Genomic DNA, 17,508 nt, shown 5'->3' with positions numbered 1-17,508 from the left:
GACTGCCAGTACGATACACACATCACCGATACCGGACACACGGCCCACCCACAGATTCCGGATCGCTCGCTCGGACGTCGGCCGAGGCGGTGCCGCCTCGGCGCTCAGCTCGACCGCACGTGATTCGCACCCCTCATGGAGCCGGCATGGCGGACATCCCGGTCGACGTCCTGACCCCCGATCCCGACGAGTCCGCGGCCACCGACCGCGAACGGATCCTCGCCGAGGTACTGGCCCCGGTCGTGCAGGCCGAGCGGGTCCCGCTCGACGGCAACTTCTTCACCGACCTAGGCGCGGACTCCATGGTGATGGCCCGCTTCTGCGCGCGGCTCAGGAAGCGTCAGGACGTGCCGTCCGTCTCGATCAAGGACGTCTACCGCCACCCGACCGTCAGGAGCCTGGCGGCGGCCCTCGCCGACGCCCCGCCCCCGGCCGCCGCCCCGGCCGCCGCCCCGGCCGCCGCCCCGGCGGCGGCACCGTACGCGCCGGCCACGATGGGAAAGCCGCCGGGTACGCCGCGTTACGTGCTGTGCGCGACGCTGCAACTGCTGTTCTTCCTCACCTACTCCTATGCGGCGGCCCTCGTCTTCGCGGAAGGCGTGGAGTGGATCGCGGACGGCTCCGGGCTGCTCGGCACCTACCTGAGGGCGGTCGCTTTCGGTGCCGCCGTCTTCGCCGGGGTGTGCGTGCTGCCCATCGTGGCCAAGTGGGCGCTCGTCGGCCGGTGGCGTCCACGGGAGATCCGCCTCTGGAGCCTGGCGTACGTCCGCTTCTGGTGCGCCAAGACGCTGATCCGGGCGAACCCGCTGGCGTTGTTCGCCGGTTCCCCGCTCTACTCCCTCTACCTGCGGGCGCTCGGCGCGAGGATCGGACGCCGCGTCACGATACTGACGCGCCATGTCCCCGTCTGCACCGACCTGCTCACCGTCGGCGACGGCACGGTGATCCGCAAGGACGCCTTCCTCAACTGCTACCGGGCGCAGTCGGGAGTGATCCGGACCGGAACGGTCACCCTCGGCAGGGACGTGCTGATCGGCGAGGCGACGGTCCTGGACATCGGGACCGCCATGGGCGACGGCACCCAGCTCGGGCACTCGTCCTCGCTGCACGCCGGCCAGTCCGTGCCCGACGGCGAACGCTGGCACGGTTCCCCGGCCCAGCCGACCGAGGTGGACTACCGCCGTGCGGCCCGTCCCGCCCGCTGCGGCACCGTCCGCAGGGCCGCCTACGCGACGACCCAGGTACTGACGGCCCTGATCGTGTACGTCCCCGTGGCCGTCGGCGGCATCGTCCTGCTGATCGCCGCGGTCCCGCAGTTCCAGGCGCTGCTGCGACCCGGGCCCATGGCGCTGACGAGCCCGGCGTTCTACGCCGACGCTCTCGCCGCGTCCGCGATCTTCTTCTTCGGCGCCGTCGTCCTGGGGGCCCTGGTCTCGGTGAGCGTGCCGCGCGTGCTTGCGCTCCTCGTACGGCCCGGGACCGACTACCCCCTGTTCGGCCTCCGCTACGGGGCGCACCGGGCCATCGGGTTCCTCACCAACCGGCGCTTCCACAAGGTCCTGTTCGGCGACAGCTCGGCGATCGTCCCCTATCTGAGCCGCCTCGGGTACGACCTGGGCGACGTCGAGCAGACCGGCTCCAACTTCGGCCTGACGGTGCGGCAGGACAACCCCTGTCTGACCAGCGTCGGCAGGGGGACGATGATCGCCGACGGGCTGTCGGTCATCAACACCGACTACACGGCCACGTCCTTCCGGACGTCCGGGACGGCGATCGGCCCGCGCAACTTCCTCGGCAACTACATCGCCTTCCCCTCCGGGGCCAGGACCGGTGACAACTGCCTCCTGGCCACCAAGGTGATGGTCCCGCTCGACGGGAAGGTCCGTGAAGGCGTCGGCCTCCTCGGCTCGCCCAGTTTCGAGATCCCCCGGTCCGTCCTGCGGGACAGCAGGTTCGACCACCTGAAGGACGGCCGGACCTTCCGCCGCCGCCTGGCGGCCAAGAACAGGCACAACGCCGGCACCATGGCCCTGCACCTGCTGTCGCGGTGGCTGTTCTTCTTCTGCGTCGCCCTGGTCGTGTCGGTCGCCGCGGACCTCTACGACGCGTTCGGCCCGGCGGTGATCGCGTTCGCCAACGTCCTCACGGTGCTGTTCGCCATCGCCGGCATGACGCTGACCGAGCGCGCGGCCGCGGGCCGGAAGGGTCTGCGGCCGCTGTACTGCTCGATCTACGAACGTCCCTTCTGGCGGCACGAACGCTACTGGAAGATCACCAACCCGACCGAGGCGATCGCGGTCCTGAACGGCACGCCCTTCAAGACCGTCGTCTGGCGGCTGCTCGGCGTCCGGATCGGCAGCCGGGTCTTCGACGACGGCTGCTACGTGCCCGAGCGGTCCCTCGTCACCATCGGCGACGAATGCGTCCTCAACGAGGGCACCCGGATTCAGTGCCATTCGCAGGAGGACGGCACCTTCAAGTCGGACCGCACCACGCTGGGCAGCCGGTGCACCGTCGGCGTGGGCGCCCTCGTCCACTACGGCGTGACGATGGGCGACGACGCGGTCCTCGCGCCCGACTCCTTCCTGATGAAGGGCGAGGAGGTGCCGGAGCGGGCCCACTGGGGCGGCAACCCGGCCCGGGAGATGCGGGGCGCCGCGGCCGGGGCCCGCCCGGGCTCCGCAGTGCTGTAGTTTCCACAGGGTCGTCGCACGGGCGTACCGCGCCCTGACCAACCGGAGGGAACCCCGCGATGTTCGGCCTCAGCGAGCTCGCCCTGCTGCTCATCGTGGTCATCGTCCTGATCGGCATCAGGAAGCTCCCCGGCCTCGTCCGCTCCGCCGGGAAGGCCACCCGCATCCTCAGGAGCGAGGCCGCGGCGATGAAGGCGGACGACGACCCGTCCGCCGAGCGGCCCGCCCCGCGCGTCATCCGGGCGGCCCCCGGGGATGTGACCCGCAGGACGGACGAGCCGGACGGCACCGCGCGCTGAGCCCCACGGCAGCAGGAGCTGAAGCGGCCGGAACGGTGTGCGGTTGCGGTTGCGTTGCGGCCACCACCTCGCCCACCACGACGCGCGGAACCGCCGGGCAGCGACTCAGGCCGCCTCCTCCACCTCCCCGGCCGTGCCGACGAGTTCCTCGAGCACGTCCTCCATGGTGACGTAGCCGAGCAGCGTGCCGTCGTCCCCGGTGACCGCGGCGAGGTGCGTGCCCGCGGCGCGCAGGGCGGTGAGCGTGTCGTCCAGCGGGGTGGTCGGACGCAGGCGGATCACGGGATGAAAGGCGCTCCGGGGGAAGGGGCGGTCGCGCTCGGCGACGCCGAGGGTGTCCTTGATGTGGAGGAAGCCCAGGACACCACCGTCGGCGCCGCTGACCGGCAGGCGGGAGTAGCCGGACGCGACGGCGGTCCGCTCCAGCTCGTCCGGGGTGACCCGCTCGCCGACAGTGACCATGCGGCCGGCCGGCACGAGGATCTCCCCCACCGGGCGGCTGCCGAGTTCCAGCGCGTCGCGCAAGCGCTCGCCGCCCGTGGCGTCGAGCAGGCCGGCGGCGCTGGAGTCCTGGACCAGGCGGGCCAGTTCGTCGTCGGTGAAGACGGCCGCGACCTCGTTCCTCGGCTCGACGCGCAGCAGCCGCAGCAGGGCGTTGGCGAAGGCGTTGACGCCGAAGACCACGGGGCGCAGCGCGCGGGTGACGGCCACCAGCGGCGGGCCGAGCAGCAGCGCGGCGCGCTCGGGCGCGGCGAGCGCGATGTTCTTGGGCACCATCTCGCCGACCAGCATGTGCAGGTAGGTGGCCGCCGCCAGGGCGATCACGAACGAGATCGGGTGCACCAGCGCGTGCGGGACGTGCACCGCCTCGAAGCCCGGCTCCAGCAGGTGGGCGATGGCGGGCTCGGCGACCGCGCCCAGCACCAGCGAGGAGACGGTGATGCCCAGCTGCGCCGTGGCCAGCAGGGCGGACAAGTGCTGCAGACCCCACAGCACGCTGCGGGCCCGCCTGTCGCCCCCCTGCGCGCGCGGCTCGATCTGGCTGCGCCGTACGGAGATCAGGGCGAATTCACCGCCCACGAAGAAGGCGTTCGTCAGCAGCGTGAGGGCGCCGACGGCGAGTTGCAGCGCGGTCATCGGCCGTCCTCGGGGATACGTGCGACACGGACTCGCTCGGCCACGTGGTGGTCGACGCTGAGCACGGTGAAGCGCCAGCCGTCGACCTCGGCGGCGTCACCCCGGGCGGGGATCCGGCCGAGGGTGGCGGCCAGCAGGCCGGCGACGGTCTCGTACGGGCCGTCGGACGCGGTCAGGCCGATGCCGGCGAGCTGGTCCATCCGGACGTTGCCGTCGGCCTCCCACGACCCGTCGCCCGTGGGGGCGAGGTCGGGCCGCTGCTGGGGGTCGTGTTCGTCGCGCACGTCGCCGACGACCTCCTCCACGACGTCCTCGACGGTGACGACACCGGCCGTGCCGCCGTACTCGTCGATGACGACGGCCATGGTGCGGCGGCTGCGCAGCCGGTCCAGCAGCCGGTTCACCGGCAGGCTGTCGGGCACGAGCAGCGGTGCCGTGGCGAGGGCGCCCACGGTCGTGATGGCGCGCTCGCCGGCCGGGAGCGCCAGGACGTCGCGGATGTGGACGGTGCCGATCACCTCGTCGAGGCTGTCCCGGTAGACGGGGAAGCGGGACAGGCCCGTGGACAGCGACAGCGCCGCGGCGTCGGCGGCGGTCGCGTGGGCCTCCAGGGCACATACGTCCACGCGCGGGGTCATGACGTTCTCCGCGGTCAGCTCGCTCAGGTGGAGCGTGCGGACGAAGAGCTCGGCGGAGTCGGGCTCCAGCACGCCCTCGGCGGCGGAGTGGCGGGCCAGGGCCCGCAGCTCGTCGGGGGTGCGGGCGGAGGCCAGTTCCTCGGCAGGTTCCAGGCCGAACCGGCGCACCAGACGGTTCGCGGCGTCGTCGAGGTGCTTGATCAGCGGTGAGAAGGCCGCGGTGAAGCCGCGCTGCGGCCCGGCCACCACCTTGGCGACGGCCAGCGGACTGGAGATCGCCCAGTTCTTGGGCACCAGCTCACCGATCACCATCAGCACCACGGTCGAGATGACGACGCCCAGGACGGTCCCTGTCATGGCCGCGGCGCCCTCGGGCAGACCGACGGCCTCGACCGGCCCGCTCAGCAGCACCGCCAGGGACGGCTCGGCGAGCATGCCGATGACCAGCGAGGTCACCGTGATGCCCAGCTGCGCGCCGGACAACTGCAGCGTCAGCCGCCGCACCGCTTTGAGGGCACCGTCCGCGCCGCGCTCACCGGCGGCGGCGGAACGTTCCAGCTCGCCGCGTTCCACCGTGGTCAGGGAGAGCTCCGCCGCGACGAACACCGCGCAGGCCAGGGTCAGCAGCAGGGCCAGCAGAAGGAGCAGGACCTCGGTCACCGTGTCACCCCCGTTCCCACGCCTGCGCGGGCCTGTCCGGGGATGACACGGTCGGTACTCGGGGGATGGTCCATCGCGGGAACCGCGGCTCCTTCTTCGTGCTCGGTACGGCAGGTTTCCCCCATGGTAAAGGAAGGGCAAAGACAGCCGTCAACCGGGAACGGCCCTCTGACGTCGCCCTACCTCCGCGCGATCGGGCGACGCCCCTCTTCCTGCCCGACCGGCACGTACGTCTCCACGCACGGCTTCACGCCGTTCGTGATCCACCGCGTGCTGTTCGGTGTGCTGATCAACGGGCTGGTCGCCGCCGGTGCGCTCGCACCGGGCGCAGGGGACGTGGGCTGACCGGTCCCCGCCTCAGTCCTCGTCCTGTGCGTCGTCGCCGCCCTGGTCGCCGCCCTGGCCGCCGTTCCGGTCGTCGGACGGGGTGCCGGCCCCGGGCGCCGACCCGGTCCCCTGGGTCGGCGTCGCGCCGGGCCTGTCGGTGGGGGTCTTCGCGGAACTGCTCTCCGGCGAGAACCAGATCATGCCGAGGATCACGGCCACCACGAAGGCCACCACCCCGGCGATGGCGCTCGCGACGCGGGGCCGGTAGCGGATGAACTCCCCTGCGCTGCGTCGTTGCGCGGGCGCCGCCCGCCGCCTGGACGCCGGCCGCACCGCCGGAGGACGCACGAGCGCGGCCGTGCCTGCCCGGTGGCCCGCCGGGTCCGGGGCGCCGTGCGGTGGCAGGACGGCGGGCGAAGGGACGGCGTGCGCGCGCCACGCGTCGGTGCGGAACCAGTCGGCCACGTCCTGGGCCGTCGGCCGCTCCCCCGGCTGCTTGGCGAGGAGCCCGAGCAGGTACTCCTCGAAGGCGGAGGGCAGGTCGGCGCCCAGCAGGGAGGGCGGCACGGGCGCGCTGTCGATGTGCTGGTAGAGCAGGGCCGTCGCGCTGTCGCCCTGGAACGGCGCACGGCCCGTCAGCAACTGGTACAGGACGCATCCGAGGGCGTACACGTCGGAGGCCGGCCCGGCGGTCTGGCCCAGGGCCCGCTCGGGGGCGAGGTAGAGGCTGGTACCGACGATCTGCCCGGTCATGGTGAGCCCGGCGGCCGGATCGTCGACGAACCGGGCTATCCCGAAGTCGCCGATCTTGAGCGATCCCGCGGTGTCGAGCATCAGGTTGCCCGGCTTGATGTCGCGGTGGACGATGCCCTGCTGATGGGCGGCCGCCAGGCCCGCGGCGGCCTGCGCGGCGACGGCCGCGACGCGTTCGGCGCCCAGCATGTGCCCGGCCTCCAGCAACTGGGCCAGGCTGTCGCCGTCGACCAGTTCCATGACGAGGAAGAACCGCCCGTCCCAGGCCCCGAAGTCGAAGACCGCCACGACGTGCGGGTGACCCAGGCGCGCCGCCGTCTGCGCCTCCAGCCGGAACCGCGCGGCCGCCGAGGGGTCGGAACCGTCGCCCAGCAGGAGCTTGACCGCGACGGGACGTCCCAGCACCTCGTCGGTCGCCCGCCACACCTCGCCCATGCCACCGCGGCCGATGGGCGCGTCCAAGCGATACCGATCCGCCACCAGCACGTCGTACGACCTCGATCCCGCGAGCCAAACCAGACCCCCCTTAAGGTACTTCACCCGCGCACCCGCGATGACCTGCGGCCGCAACCGCCGGGGGGCTCACACCTGCCCGAGGAACCCCGGCCCGGCCGGACCCATGCGTTCGGCGAAGTCGGCCGCCACCGCGAGGACTTCGCGCATCGGAGCCGCCCGCCGGGTCGTCCCCGCGAGGTCGGCGTGGGCCTCCTCGGACCACAGGAACGGGTACACGGCGATCCCTTGCGAGGGGGCGAGCGCCGCGGCCTCCTCACGCCAGCCCGGCCAGCGCAGCCCGTCGTAGAAGGTCGCCGACTGCCCCGAGAGCAGCCAGGCGACCCACCCGGAGTGCCCCAACTCCATGGCCTCCCACTCGAGGGTGTCGGGCGCGAAGTAGGTCATCTGGCCCGGCTCGCCCGGGCGCCCCGCGGCCGCGGGCTCGTGGCCGTTGAGCGCGAACACCCCGCCCAGCGCGTCCTGGCCGACGACGAGACCCGTGCCGGGATGCCACGCGGAGTCGAGGACCGCGGGGAACCGGTTGACCTGCCCCAGGCTCGGCAGGCTCCCCCCGGGCGTCCCACCACCTCCGAACACCCGCACCCAGCCGTCGTCCAGGAGCACCCCGCCGGTGTTCAGCACCAGGGCACCCAGCGACGACCGGGCGGTCACCTGCAGTTGCAGCAGGCAACGGCGCCCTTCGTCACGATCGGCGGGCAGCACCCGGACGGGCACCGGCGCGGCGGTGAGCATGGCCTCCAGCTCCGGCCACGCCGGGGTGTCCACGTCGGTCAACTCGTCGATCTGTCGCATCCCAGGATGATCCCAGCCCGGTCCCGGCCCAGCGGGCGCGGGGCGGGGACGCCTGCGTCACCCACCCCGGCGAGGGGCACCGTGCGGGACCGGCGCACGGCAGTGACCTGCCTCGGCGCCGCGCGGGCCGGGGCGCGGCTCAACGCCCCTGACCCCAGGCAGCGTTGTTCCCGCGCGGCGGTTGGGTTCGCCCCGGCGGCACCCGCGGCGACCGCCCCGGCTCAGGGGACGAGGACGGTGAGCGAGGTGTCGGTGACGGCGAACCCGAGCTGCTCGTACAGCCCGCGGGCGGGATTGGCGTCGCTCACGGCCAGGCCGATCCGTGCGAGACCGCCCGCCGCCGCGTCCGCCAGCATCCGGCGCAGCAGCCGCGAACCGAGACCGGCGTAACGGGATTCCGGCTGCCGGAAGACCGTCGCGACCCACGGGCGGCCGTCCCGGTCCGTCACGACGACCCCCGCGACGACATGGCCGGCACCGTCGACGGCAAGGGTGCTGCACGCGAGGACGGGCCCGAGCACGGCGCCCGACAGCAAGGGGGCCAGCTGGGCGTCGAGGGCCTCCTCGTCACTGCCCTGATGGTGGTCGGGATGGCCGGGTGAGAAGGCGGCGCGCCACGCGGGGAACAGCTCGTGGGCCGCCCGGTCGCAGGGCACGACGCGCAGGCCGTCCGGCAGGGGCACCGAGGCCCACTCGCGCGGCGGCGGGTCGGCGACGAGGTCCCGCTCCATGCCGTGCGCGTGCCGCAGGACCCGGGCACCGTGCCGGACGAGCTGCTCGCCGAGTTCCACGGAACCCGACACGGCCCACCCCGGCATACCCGCCAGCACGGCCGGTACGGGGTCGGGCCCCACCACCCGCGCGAGGTCGGCCCACGGACGACCGTCCCGGACCCCCTCGACGTACGTGAGTTCCGGCAGTCCTTCCGGCCCGAGCAGGACCAGGCGCTCTTCTTCCCGCACGGCCACTCGGTACCCGCCCATCGATGTCGGTGTCGCTCTCACGCGGCCCATGCTGCGGGCCGTGCGCCGGTGCGCGCAAACGATGTGCGGTCGGGGGGCCGCCCGGGCGCACCGGAGCGCCCGGCCGTCAGGCCCGCGGGGCCGGGTAGGTCGGGTACTCGACCTCGGAGACGTGCTGGACGACCCGGATGACCTGGCACGAGTAGCCGAACTCGTTGTCGTACCAGAGATAGAGGATGGCGTTGTCGCCGTCGACCTTGGTGGCGCCGGCATCGACGATCGAGGCGTGCCGCGAGCCGATGAAGTCGCTGGAGACGGCGTCGGGGGCGCTGATGAAGTCGATCTGGCGCTTCAGCGGCGAGGTCAGCGACACCTCACGGAGGTGCTCGAGGACCTCCCCGCGGGTGGTCTCGCGGGCCAGCTGCAGACTGAGGATCGCGATCGAGACGTCCGGCACCGGCACGCGGATGGAGCTGCCGGTGATCCTCGCCTTGAGGTCGGGCAGCGCCTTGGCGACGGCCGAGGCGGCACCGGTCTCGGTGATGACCATGTTGAGCGGTGCCGAACGGCCGCGGCGGTCGGAGCTGTGGTAGTTGTCGAGCAGGTTCTGGTCGTTGGTGAACGAGTGGACCGTCTCGACGTGGCCGCGCAGGACGCCGTACTCGTCCGCCATCGCCTTCAGCGGCGGCACGATGGCGTTGGTGGTGCAGGAGGCGCAGGACAGGATCCGCTCGTCCGGCTTGATCATGTCGTGGTTGACGCCGTGGACGACGTTGGGGACGTCGCCCTTGCCCGGCGCGGTCAGGACGACCTTGTCGACGCCGGGCCGCAGGTGCTGCGACAGGCCTTCGCGGTCACGCCACTTGCCGGTGTTGTCGATGAGGATGGCGTTCTTGACGCCGTACGCCGTGTAGTCGAGCGACGTCGGGTCGTCGGCGTAGATCACCTTGATCTCGTTGCCGTTGGCGACGATCGTGCTGTTCGCCTCGTCGACGGTGATCGTGCCCTGGAACTGACCGTGGATGGAGTCGCGGCGCAGCAGCGAGGCGCGCTTCACGATGTCCTGGCCCGAGCCCTTGCGGACGACGATGGCGCGCAGCCGCAGGCCGTTGCCGGAACCGGCCTTCTCGATCAGCAGGCGGGCGAGGAGCCGGCCGATGCGGCCGAAGCCGTAGAGGACGACGTCGCGCGGCTCGCGGCGCTCGATCTTGTCGGCGCCCGTGGCGCCCGCGACGGCCCCCGCGGTGAACTCCGCCACGGACAGACCGCGGCCGTCGGCCTTGTACGTCGCGGCGAGCATGCCGATGTCGATCTGGGACGGGCCGAGGTCGAGCGTGGTGAGGGCCCGCAGGAACGGCAGCGTCTCGGTGACCGAGAGCTCCTCCCCGGCGATCTGCCGGACGAAGCGGTGGGCCTTGAGGATGCTGATCACCGACTTGTTCACCAAGGAGCGGCTGTACAGCAGGACGGTCACGTCCCGCTCCCTGTGCAGCCTCCCGATGATCGGAATCATCGATTCCGCGATCTCCTCGCGGTGCTTCCAGTCGGTGAACGAGTCCTCATTGACAGTCACAGGCTTATCTTTCGAGCTAGGCGGTGCTCATATGTTAACCACACCGCCATCTCGCGGTTCCCGCGGGTCCTACCCGGTGGCCTCAGGAGACGGCGACGACCCCCACGGCCGCAGAGCCGGCCTCCGCGCGCAGGAGGACGTCGAAGAGGTACCGGTCACCGGCGCGCGGCGCCACGACCGTGCGCGCCCCGGTCGGCAGCGCGCGGGAGACGGTCTCGTGTCGCTCCCCAGGCGCCGACCCGCTCACCGCCACGAGCCGCACCGAGGTCCTGCCGATGTTCTCGAACGTCACGGAGCGGGTCCTGGGACAGGGACCGTCGTGCTCGCCCGCGCAGTGGAAGCGGACGTCGCCGAGTTCCACCAGCCCGCACGAGACGTCGGTGGCGAAGTCGAAGCGCGAGGAGCAGACGGCACCGACCCGCAGGTCCTGCACGGACACCTCGGCAGCCGGTTCACCGCGGTGGCGCGCGTCCGCGCAGGAGACGGCGCAGACACCGAGGGCGGCGGTGGCGAGTGCTGCGGACAGGCGTGCTGTGCGCACCTGTGGCTCCAGAGGTGGTGCTGCCGGCGAATGCTGCTCACCGGGGTGCCGGACCGGGGGCGGCCGGCGGGGCGGGTGGGGGGAGTGGACGGGTGCCGACGCACGGGTGGAGCCCGGAAGCCGTGGCTCACGGGCCCCACCCTCAGCGCGGGGTGCGGGCGTCAGCGCTCGTCGTGCGCGGGACGCACCGTGGCGATGACGTCGTTCGCGTACACCAGGGCGACCCGGTGGTTGTACTGGATCGTGTACATCTTCCTGGCACCGAGGACGACCTTGCCGTCGGCCTTGAAGTAGTCGTCGGTCAGCGCCGCCGGCGCGGTGGCGACGTAGGCCTGGCCGGACGGGATGTCGTACATGCTCAGCGGGGCCTGGGTGGAGGCGCCGTAGCCGGCCGGGTATTCCGAGGCGTCCGGGTAGCTGGAGCCGTACACCTTCACCGGCGGGGTGGCGGGCGTCACGCCGGCCTTGACGAGGGTGTAACCGCCGCGCGCCGGAATGGTGTTGGCGCCGAGCGGGTTGTGGAACCACACCCTGCTGCCGCTGAACCAGATCGCGGTCCAGGGGCCCTCCTTGCCGGCGACCACGAACTGCTGGCCGGCCTGCACGGTGTTGCCCCAGTCGTTGACCCGGTCGGTGCCGTTGCCACCAGGGTGGATCGCGGGGTCCCCGAAGAGGGGCGCGGTGCTGCTGGGGGCGGTGCGCACGAACAGGGAGTTCGAGGGCTGCGTCACCTCGGTGCACTCGGGGGTGGCACCGGTCGGATCGTCGGACGGGCAGATCTCGACGGTCTGCTGGTTGCGCTCGAACCCGGGGGCGATGGTCACCACCGAGCCGATGTCACCGACTCCGTGCTTGCCCTCGACGGACACGCCGAGGAGGTCCATGAAGTGCTCCCAGTCCCAGAACGTGCCCGGGTCCCAGTGCATGCCCGAGGCATGGGCGGAGTCCGGCGAGACAACGTTGTCGTGGCCGACGATGTGCTGCCGGTCCAGCGGGATGCCGAAGCGTCCGGACAGGTACTTCACCAGCTCGGCGGTGGCCTCGTACTGCGCCTCGGTGTACCAGGAGGCGCCGTGCGCGGCGTAGCCCTCGTGCTCGATGCCGATGGAGTGCATGTTGGACGAGTAGTTGCCCGCGTGGAAGGCGATGTCCTTCGTGGGCATCATCTGCGTCACCGCGCCGTCCGAGGAGCGCATCACGTAGTGCGAGGCGGCCGAGCTGCCCGGGGCCTGGAAGGTGGCGATGGCGGACTCGTACGAGCCCTCGATGTCGTGGATGACGATGCTGTCGATCCGGATGCCGTTGGCGGGCCGGTCGGAGACCTGGCCGTTGCTCGGCGCCGCCGGCACGAAGGTGCAGTCCACGGTCGTGGGGCACTCGGTGTCCGTGATGGCGGCGGCCTTCAGGTGCAGCTTCGCCAACTGGCCCCTGGCGGGCTCGACCTGCGGCGCGGCGGCCAGGCTGACCCGCTGGCCGTCCGCCGTGGTGCGGCCGGCGCCCTTGGCCAGGGTGGCGAAGACCCGGTCCGCGAACGCCTGGGCACCCTGCCGCTGCGAGGCCTGGCTGTACCGGGCGACGGCCCCGTACCAGTGGCCGGGGTCGGCGGAGGCGGATCCGGCTGTGGCCTTCTGGTACGACGCGAGGAGCGCCGCACCGCCGCGGATGTTGGCGGCCGGGTCGCTGCGCAGTTCCCGCGCGGACAGACCGGTGAGCTTCGCCGCGGCCTGGAGGGTGTGCTGGGCCGGGTCCGCGACGAAGGACGCGATGTCGGCGCGGCCGGCCGCTCCGGCGTCACCGCCGGCCACCATCTGCGTGGTGACGTCGGTGAGATGCATCGGCCCGAAACCGCCGCTCGTGCTGTGCCCGCCCGCGTGCCCGTCCCACGCCGACTCCTGGTACGCCACGGCCAGCAACAGCTGCTCCGGCACGTGGTACTCGTCGGCCGCCGCGGCGAAGTCGCGCTGCCGGGCGGTGTCCGCCGGCCCGGCGCCGGTCGCCTGCGCCGTCAGCGGCAAGGCCACCGAGCCCGCGACCACCAGCGCGCCGGCCGCGGCCAGCAGGACGGGCCCGCGCCGCCTGGCGTGCCGGCGGGTGGTTGTCTCTGATGTCATGAACGATCCCAAATATTGAACGAATGGGCCAATTCCCCGGCAACACGTCGGTATGACGTGTCGCCGTCCCGTGGAAGGCTCGCGGCGTCACTCACCCCGAAACTCCTGGAACCGAGGCGCCGTCACGATCGAGCCACAGCACCCCGGTTCGCCAGTCGCACTCCGGGCCGGACGGCCGGCACCGGTGCTGACCGGCGCCGACGCACAGGCTTTTCCACGCTGGCGGCCGGCCGGATCCACCGGACGGCGAGCGGGAAAAGCACCGGGGTCCATCAGCCGAATTCCCATTGCCCACCACAACTCCCGCACCCGTGAAGGGAAACCGGGAGGGAGCCAAGGGCACAGGCCGCGTCGGCGGACGAATTCGGCCGGTGCATCGCAGTCGCACGACGCCCCGGCGCGTCCCCGCCCCGGCGGTGAAAGCTCACGAAGATCCCTCTTCTTGTCCGGACGGGCGTGCACACGAGAGCGGCAGACCCCGGCCAATAGCGCTTGCTGCGTCAAGGAGTAGATCAGGAAAGCGCTGCAGCCTGCAAACAACTGCGGGGCCACAACGGATCGAATCGGGGCATTCGCGACTCCACTCCGGGAACGCGTCTCACCCCTCGGAATTCATCACTTTCTTGACAGGTGACTTGCCTCCGTGCGAGGGTCATCACCACTTCAACAGGTGACGCATTGGTCCTCGCGTCGCCGGAACAGGAGAGGCTGCGTGAGCCAGGCTCTGGAATGCGACGACGTCGTGGTGGGCGCGCGAGCCGCCGGGGCCGTCTCCCGGAACGGGGGGTGGTGACCGTGGCCGACCAGGAGAACCGGCCCGGGCGCGGTGCCCCCGTGGCGCGCCGGGCCATGCTCGGCATGCTCGGCGCCGGGGTCGCCGGCGTCGCCGCCGCGCCCTGGCTGCAGCGCGGCTGGGAGGACTTCCTCGGCGCCGCCTCGCAGGCCGACCCCACCGGGCTCACCGGGGTCCTCCCCAACCCGGGCGGCTTCCGCTACTACAGCGTCGTCGGCTCGGTGCCGCGAAAGGACTCGCGGACCTACCGTCTGAAGGTCAACGGCCTCGTCGACCGTCCCCGGACGTACACGCTCGACGACCTGCGCGCGCTTCCGCAGAAGCGGATCGTGCGCGACGTGCAGTGCACCGACGGCTGGCGGGTGGCGGACACCCCGTTCGAGGGCGTACCGCTGTCGGACCTGCTGGACGCCGCGGGGGTGCGCCCCGAGGGCAAGGCGGTCCACTTCACGTGCTTCGACGGTGTCTACACCGAGAGCCTGACCCTCACCCAGGCCCGCCGCCCCGACATGCTGGTCGCCCTGAAGATGCAGGACAAGCCCGTCAGCCACGAGCACGGCGGCCCCGTCCGGCTCTACGCCGCGCCGATGTACTTCTACAAGTCGGCCAAGTGGCTGTCCGGAATCACCGTGACCGACGAGGTCATCCCCGGCTACTGGGAGGAGTACGGCTATGACGTCGACGGCTGGCTCGACGGGGCCGACCGGCGTGGCGACGCGCAGGCCGCCTGACTCCGAGGTCTCCGGGCGCGTCCTGAGGTTCACCCGAGCGGAACGCTGGGTGCACCGCGGCACCGGACTGCTGATGCTGGTGTGCCTGGTGACCGCGGCCTGCCTCTACCTGGGGCCGCTGGCCCAGCTGGTCGGGCGCCGCCATCTGGTCGCGACGGTCCACGAGTGGTCGGGGATCCTGCTGCCGCTGCCCTTCCTGCTCGGGCTCGCCTCCCCCGCCTTCCGCGCCGACCTGCGCAGGCTGAACCGCTTCGCCGCGTACGACAAGCGCTGGCTGCGGGCCGCGCGCAGGCGTCTGACGTCGCCGGACATGCGTCCCGCCGGCAAGTTCAACGCGGGCCAGAAGCTCTACGCGGGCTGGCTCGCCGGAGCCGTCCTGGTCATGACGGCCACCGGGCTGCTGATGTGGTTCACGGGACTGCTGCCGGCGGTCTCGCGTACCAGCGCGATCTTCGTGCACGACGTCCTGGCCTGGGCGATCGCCCTGGTGGTGATCGGGCACATGCGCAAGGCGTTCCAGGACCCGCAGGCCCGGCTCGGTATGCGCACGGGGTACGTGTCCTTCGGGTGGGCGAGACGTTGGCACGCCCACTGGCTGGACGAGGACCGCCCGCCGACGAAGGACACGCGGGAGCGCTGACCGCCGGCCTGCCGCACACGGACATGTGCCCGGGTGGGCGGGGCCCCGGAGAACGGGGCCCCGCCCACCCGGGCACATCGGGCGGCTATTCGCTCCGCGCGCCGGACGCGGCCAACGGCGGCTTGGCCGCCTTCTTGCGCGCGCGGTACGCCGCCGCCTTCACGCGGTTGCCACAGGGGTCCATGGCACACCACTCACGACGGCTGCCGTGAGAGCGGTCGAGGTAGATCTGCGTGCACTCCGGCCTGCTGCACTCCTTGATCAGCTCCACGTCCGGGCCGCTGAGGAGCCGGACGGCCTCCCGGGCCAGCGACGACAGCGCCTGCTGCGGTGTCGCCTCGACCCGGCGCCCCTGCCGGGTGAGCTGCGGGACGGCGGACGGCGTGCGTGCCGTCGCGTTGAGGAGCGCGAGCGCGTCGGCGTCGTAGGCCTCCTTGTTCAGGGCGGACCTGATCAGTGAGAAGACCGCCTCCCGCAGGGAGACCGCCGCCGCCACGTCGGACGGCTGCGCGAGCACGTCCCCGTCGACGAGCCCCGACTCGCGGAACCAGGCGTCGAGGCTCTCCGGCGTCGTGAGCATCTCCTGGGGCTCCGGATTGCGGCGACGCCTCAGCGTTCCCACGAAGTCCAGCACGGGCATGCCGCACTTGAACACATGCATCATGTCACCATTTTGACAGGTGACGAACAAGAGGGCAAGGCCCCCGGCCGACGCCACGCCCTTACCCGCCGTTCCTCCCGCCGGTCGCTCGCCGCCGCCCCGCGGTCAGGGGGATGACCGCGGGCGCGGCGGCGAGCATGCCGAGGGTGACTGCCACAGGCGTGCGGAGCTGCGCGGGTCCACGGAGTGGTGATACGTGCCTGCCAGGTCATCGCGTCCGCCCTCCTGTGCACCATGCACCGCGCCCTGCGGAGCGGGGAATGGGTGCCCGCTCTCCAGGCAAACACCGGGAAAACAGGTCGGAGGAGAGGGGACCCCTCCAACAGGGGTCCGGCAGTACCCCTGTTGGAGCCGGACCAGGTCCGGAGGGCGTCGTAGGGTGGACGGGACGACGATCTTCCCGGACCGGGCGGCCGGGGTCAGGCGCGGTCGCCCCGGTCGGCCGCCACCTGGCGCAGCGCGATGGTCAGCGCGGCGAGGTCCTGGTCGCCGAAGTGGTCGACGAGGTGGCGTCGCACGCTGGCGAGGTGCGTCGGCCAGGCCCGCTCCAGGCGCTCGAGCCCGGCGTCCGTCAGCACGGCGTTCCAACCGCGGCCGTCCTCGACGCACTTGACGCGTTCCACCCAGCCGTGCTTCTCCAGCCGGATGACGACGCGGGTCATCCCGCTGAGGGAGAGGCTGCAGGCGGCGGCGAGTTCGCTCATCCGCATCGCGCGCCCCGGGGTCTCGGAGAGGTACATCAGCGGCGTGTACTCGGAGAGCGCCAGCCCGGCCCCCTCGACCATGTCGGCGTCGACGGCACGCGGGAGTTCCAGAAGCACCCGGCCCAGCGCACGCACGAATGCTTCCTCGCTCGCGCTGAGGGGCTGCAATTGCTGCTTCGTGGACGCCATGCCCCCACTTTAGCTCCTTGACGGATCAATGAGACCTCAGCGATCGGCACTCCGTGCGAACACCCGCTTTTGACAGTTGTCGACCGGTCATCTAGTTTCGGATAGGCGACCGGTCGGTTAGTGCCGGTTCGATCATCCCCCATCGCAACACGACGAAAGAAACGGAGTGCCTCCTGTGGCCACCCCCGTCAAGCTCGCCATCGTCTACTACTCCTCGACCGGCACCATCACCGAGATCGCCAGGGAACTGCACGACGCCGCCGTCAAGGCCGGCGCCGAGGTGCGCCTGGTCAAGGCGGCCGAGCTCGCCCCGCAGGCCGCCATCGAGACCAACCCGGCCTGGGCCGCCCACCACGCCGCGAACGCGCACGTCCCGCACGCCACGCCCGAGGACGTCGAGTGGGCCGACGCCGTGATCTTCGGTACCCCCACCCGCTTCGGCAACGTCTCGGCGCAGCTCAAGCAGTTCATCGACACGCTGGGCGGTCTGTGGGCCGAGGGCAAGCTGACCGACAAGGTCTACAGCGCCTTCGTCTCCAGCGCCACCGCGCACGCCGGCCAGGAGGCCACGCTGCTGGCCCTCTACACCTCGATCCACCACTTCGGCGGCATCACGGTGACCCCGGGCTTCACTCAGCCGTCCAAGTTCATCGACGGCAACCCCTACGGCACCTCCCACGTGGACGGCCAGGGCAACAACCCCGTGGACGAGGTCACCCGCACCGCGGCCCGTGTCCAGGCCGAGCGGGTCGTCCGGGTCGCCGCGCAGCTCAAGGCTGCCTGACCCG

Annotated in this window: 15 protein-coding genes; 5 read left to right on the top strand and 10 right to left on the bottom strand. The window is 72.0% G+C overall.

What is annotated here, in order from left to right; all coding sequences use genetic code 11:
• The first annotated feature begins 146 nt into the window (after positions 1 to 146).
• Both ACRWNP_RS33185 and ACRWNP_RS33180 read left to right on the top strand, forming a co-directional pair.
• Positions 147 to 2,693, top strand: a complete 2,547-nt coding sequence (locus tag ACRWNP_RS33185; protein ID WP_431968035.1) for a Pls/PosA family non-ribosomal peptide synthetase — start codon at positions 147 to 149, stop codon at positions 2,691 to 2,693.
• Positions 2,694 to 2,752: 59 nt separating this feature from the next.
• On the top strand, positions 2,753 to 2,992 hold the full coding sequence (locus ACRWNP_RS33180) for a twin-arginine translocase TatA/TatE family subunit (RefSeq protein WP_431968033.1): 240 nt from the start codon (positions 2,753 to 2,755) through the stop codon (positions 2,990 to 2,992).
• 105 nt (positions 2,993 to 3,097) lie between these two features.
• On the opposite strand, the gene ACRWNP_RS33175 is transcribed toward ACRWNP_RS33180, so the two are convergent.
• The 8 genes from ACRWNP_RS33175 to ACRWNP_RS33140 form a co-directional block, all read right to left on the bottom strand.
• Entirely contained in the window at positions 3,098 to 4,129 is a 1,032-nt protein-coding gene (locus ACRWNP_RS33175; RefSeq protein WP_431968031.1) for a hemolysin family protein, read from the bottom strand.
• Entirely contained in the window at positions 4,126 to 5,427 is a 1,302-nt protein-coding gene (locus tag ACRWNP_RS33170; RefSeq protein WP_431968029.1) for a hemolysin family protein, read from the bottom strand. The genes ACRWNP_RS33175 and ACRWNP_RS33170 overlap by 4 nt, the downstream gene beginning before the upstream one ends.
• A gap of 357 nt (positions 5,428 to 5,784) precedes the next feature.
• Entirely contained in the window at positions 5,785 to 6,993 is a 1,209-nt protein-coding gene (locus ACRWNP_RS33165; protein WP_431968027.1) for a serine/threonine-protein kinase, read from the bottom strand.
• A gap of 96 nt (positions 6,994 to 7,089) precedes the next feature.
• On the bottom strand, positions 7,090 to 7,815 hold the full coding sequence (locus ACRWNP_RS33160; RefSeq protein ID WP_431968025.1) for a DUF2625 family protein: 726 nt from the start codon (positions 7,813 to 7,815) through the stop codon (positions 7,090 to 7,092).
• 221 nt (positions 7,816 to 8,036) lie between these two features.
• Positions 8,037 to 8,777, bottom strand: coding sequence for a GNAT family N-acetyltransferase (locus ACRWNP_RS33155; protein ID WP_431968023.1), 741 nt, complete (start codon positions 8,775 to 8,777; stop codon positions 8,037 to 8,039).
• A gap of 127 nt (positions 8,778 to 8,904) precedes the next feature.
• Positions 8,905 to 10,350 carry a glyceraldehyde-3-phosphate dehydrogenase gene (locus tag ACRWNP_RS33150; protein WP_431968021.1) on the bottom strand — a complete coding sequence of 482 codons (1,446 nt, stop codon included), beginning with the start codon at positions 10,348 to 10,350 and terminating at the stop codon, positions 8,905 to 8,907.
• A gap of 82 nt (positions 10,351 to 10,432) precedes the next feature.
• Positions 10,433 to 10,891, bottom strand: coding sequence for a hypothetical protein (locus ACRWNP_RS33145; protein ID WP_431968019.1), 459 nt, complete (start codon positions 10,889 to 10,891; stop codon positions 10,433 to 10,435).
• Positions 10,892 to 11,052: 161 nt separating this feature from the next.
• Positions 11,053 to 13,002 (bottom strand): N-acetylmuramoyl-L-alanine amidase, encoded by a 1,950-nt coding sequence (locus ACRWNP_RS33140; RefSeq protein WP_431968017.1) that lies wholly within the window; start codon positions 13,000 to 13,002, stop codon positions 11,053 to 11,055.
• An 849-nt stretch (positions 13,003 to 13,851) separates the two neighbouring features.
• On the opposite strand from ACRWNP_RS33140, the gene ACRWNP_RS33135 reads away from it, so the two are divergent.
• Both ACRWNP_RS33135 and ACRWNP_RS33130 read left to right on the top strand, forming a co-directional pair.
• Positions 13,852 to 14,526 (top strand): molybdopterin-dependent oxidoreductase, encoded by a 675-nt coding sequence (locus ACRWNP_RS33135; protein ID WP_431968069.1) that lies wholly within the window; start codon positions 13,852 to 13,854, stop codon positions 14,524 to 14,526.
• On the top strand, positions 14,468 to 15,166 hold the full coding sequence (locus ACRWNP_RS33130) for a cytochrome b/b6 domain-containing protein (protein ID WP_431968015.1): 699 nt from the start codon (positions 14,468 to 14,470) through the stop codon (positions 15,164 to 15,166). Before ACRWNP_RS33135 ends, ACRWNP_RS33130 begins: the two co-directional genes overlap by 59 nt.
• Before the next feature lie 85 nt (positions 15,167 to 15,251).
• Here the strand turns inward: ACRWNP_RS33130 and ACRWNP_RS33125 are convergent, their stop codons facing one another.
• Both ACRWNP_RS33125 and ACRWNP_RS33120 read right to left on the bottom strand, forming a co-directional pair.
• On the bottom strand, positions 15,252 to 15,827 hold the full coding sequence (locus ACRWNP_RS33125; protein ID WP_431968067.1) for a CGNR zinc finger domain-containing protein: 576 nt from the start codon (positions 15,825 to 15,827) through the stop codon (positions 15,252 to 15,254).
• A gap of 419 nt (positions 15,828 to 16,246) precedes the next feature.
• Positions 16,247 to 16,720 (bottom strand): MarR family winged helix-turn-helix transcriptional regulator, encoded by a 474-nt coding sequence (locus tag ACRWNP_RS33120; RefSeq protein ID WP_431968013.1) that lies wholly within the window; start codon positions 16,718 to 16,720, stop codon positions 16,247 to 16,249.
• 175 nt (positions 16,721 to 16,895) lie between these two features.
• Between ACRWNP_RS33120 and wrbA the strand changes: the two genes are divergently transcribed.
• Positions 16,896 to 17,504: an NAD(P)H:quinone oxidoreductase gene (wrbA, locus tag ACRWNP_RS33115; protein WP_431968012.1), complete on the top strand. Its 609-nt coding sequence runs from the start codon at positions 16,896 to 16,898 to the stop codon at positions 17,502 to 17,504.
• Positions 17,505 to 17,508 lie beyond the last annotated feature (4 nt).

This window comes from Actinacidiphila sp. bgisy160 (genome assembly GCF_965342435.1).
Lineage (GTDB): Bacteria > Actinomycetota > Actinomycetes > Streptomycetales > Streptomycetaceae > Actinacidiphila.
Note: the sequence above shows the minus strand (reverse complement) of the source record. Positions and strands in the feature narration are given on the sequence as shown.

Excerpts from the sequence above, each read along its gene's own strand:
- ACRWNP_RS33185 (WP_431968035.1), top strand. The coding sequence starts at position 147 with ATGGCGGACATCCCGGTCGACGTCCTGACCCCCGATCCCGACGAGTCC.
- ACRWNP_RS33175 (WP_431968031.1), bottom strand. The coding sequence starts at position 4,129 with ATGACCGCGCTGCAACTCGCCGTCGGCGCCCTCACGCTGCTGACGAAC.
- ACRWNP_RS33135 (WP_431968069.1), top strand. The coding sequence starts at position 13,852 with ATGCTCGGCATGCTCGGCGCCGGGGTCGCCGGCGTCGCCGCCGCGCCC.
- ACRWNP_RS33125 (WP_431968067.1), bottom strand. The coding sequence starts at position 15,827 with ATGCATGTGTTCAAGTGCGGCATGCCCGTGCTGGACTTCGTGGGAACG.
- ACRWNP_RS33130 (WP_431968015.1), top strand. The coding sequence starts at position 14,468 with ATGACGTCGACGGCTGGCTCGACGGGGCCGACCGGCGTGGCGACGCGC.
- ACRWNP_RS33140 (WP_431968017.1), bottom strand. The coding sequence starts at position 13,002 with ATGACATCAGAGACAACCACCCGCCGGCACGCCAGGCGGCGCGGGCCC.
- ACRWNP_RS33160 (WP_431968025.1), bottom strand. The coding sequence starts at position 7,815 with ATGCGACAGATCGACGAGTTGACCGACGTGGACACCCCGGCGTGGCCG.
- ACRWNP_RS33120 (WP_431968013.1), bottom strand. The coding sequence starts at position 16,720 with ATGGCGTCCACGAAGCAGCAATTGCAGCCCCTCAGCGCGAGCGAGGAA.
- ACRWNP_RS33180 (WP_431968033.1), top strand. The coding sequence starts at position 2,753 with ATGTTCGGCCTCAGCGAGCTCGCCCTGCTGCTCATCGTGGTCATCGTC.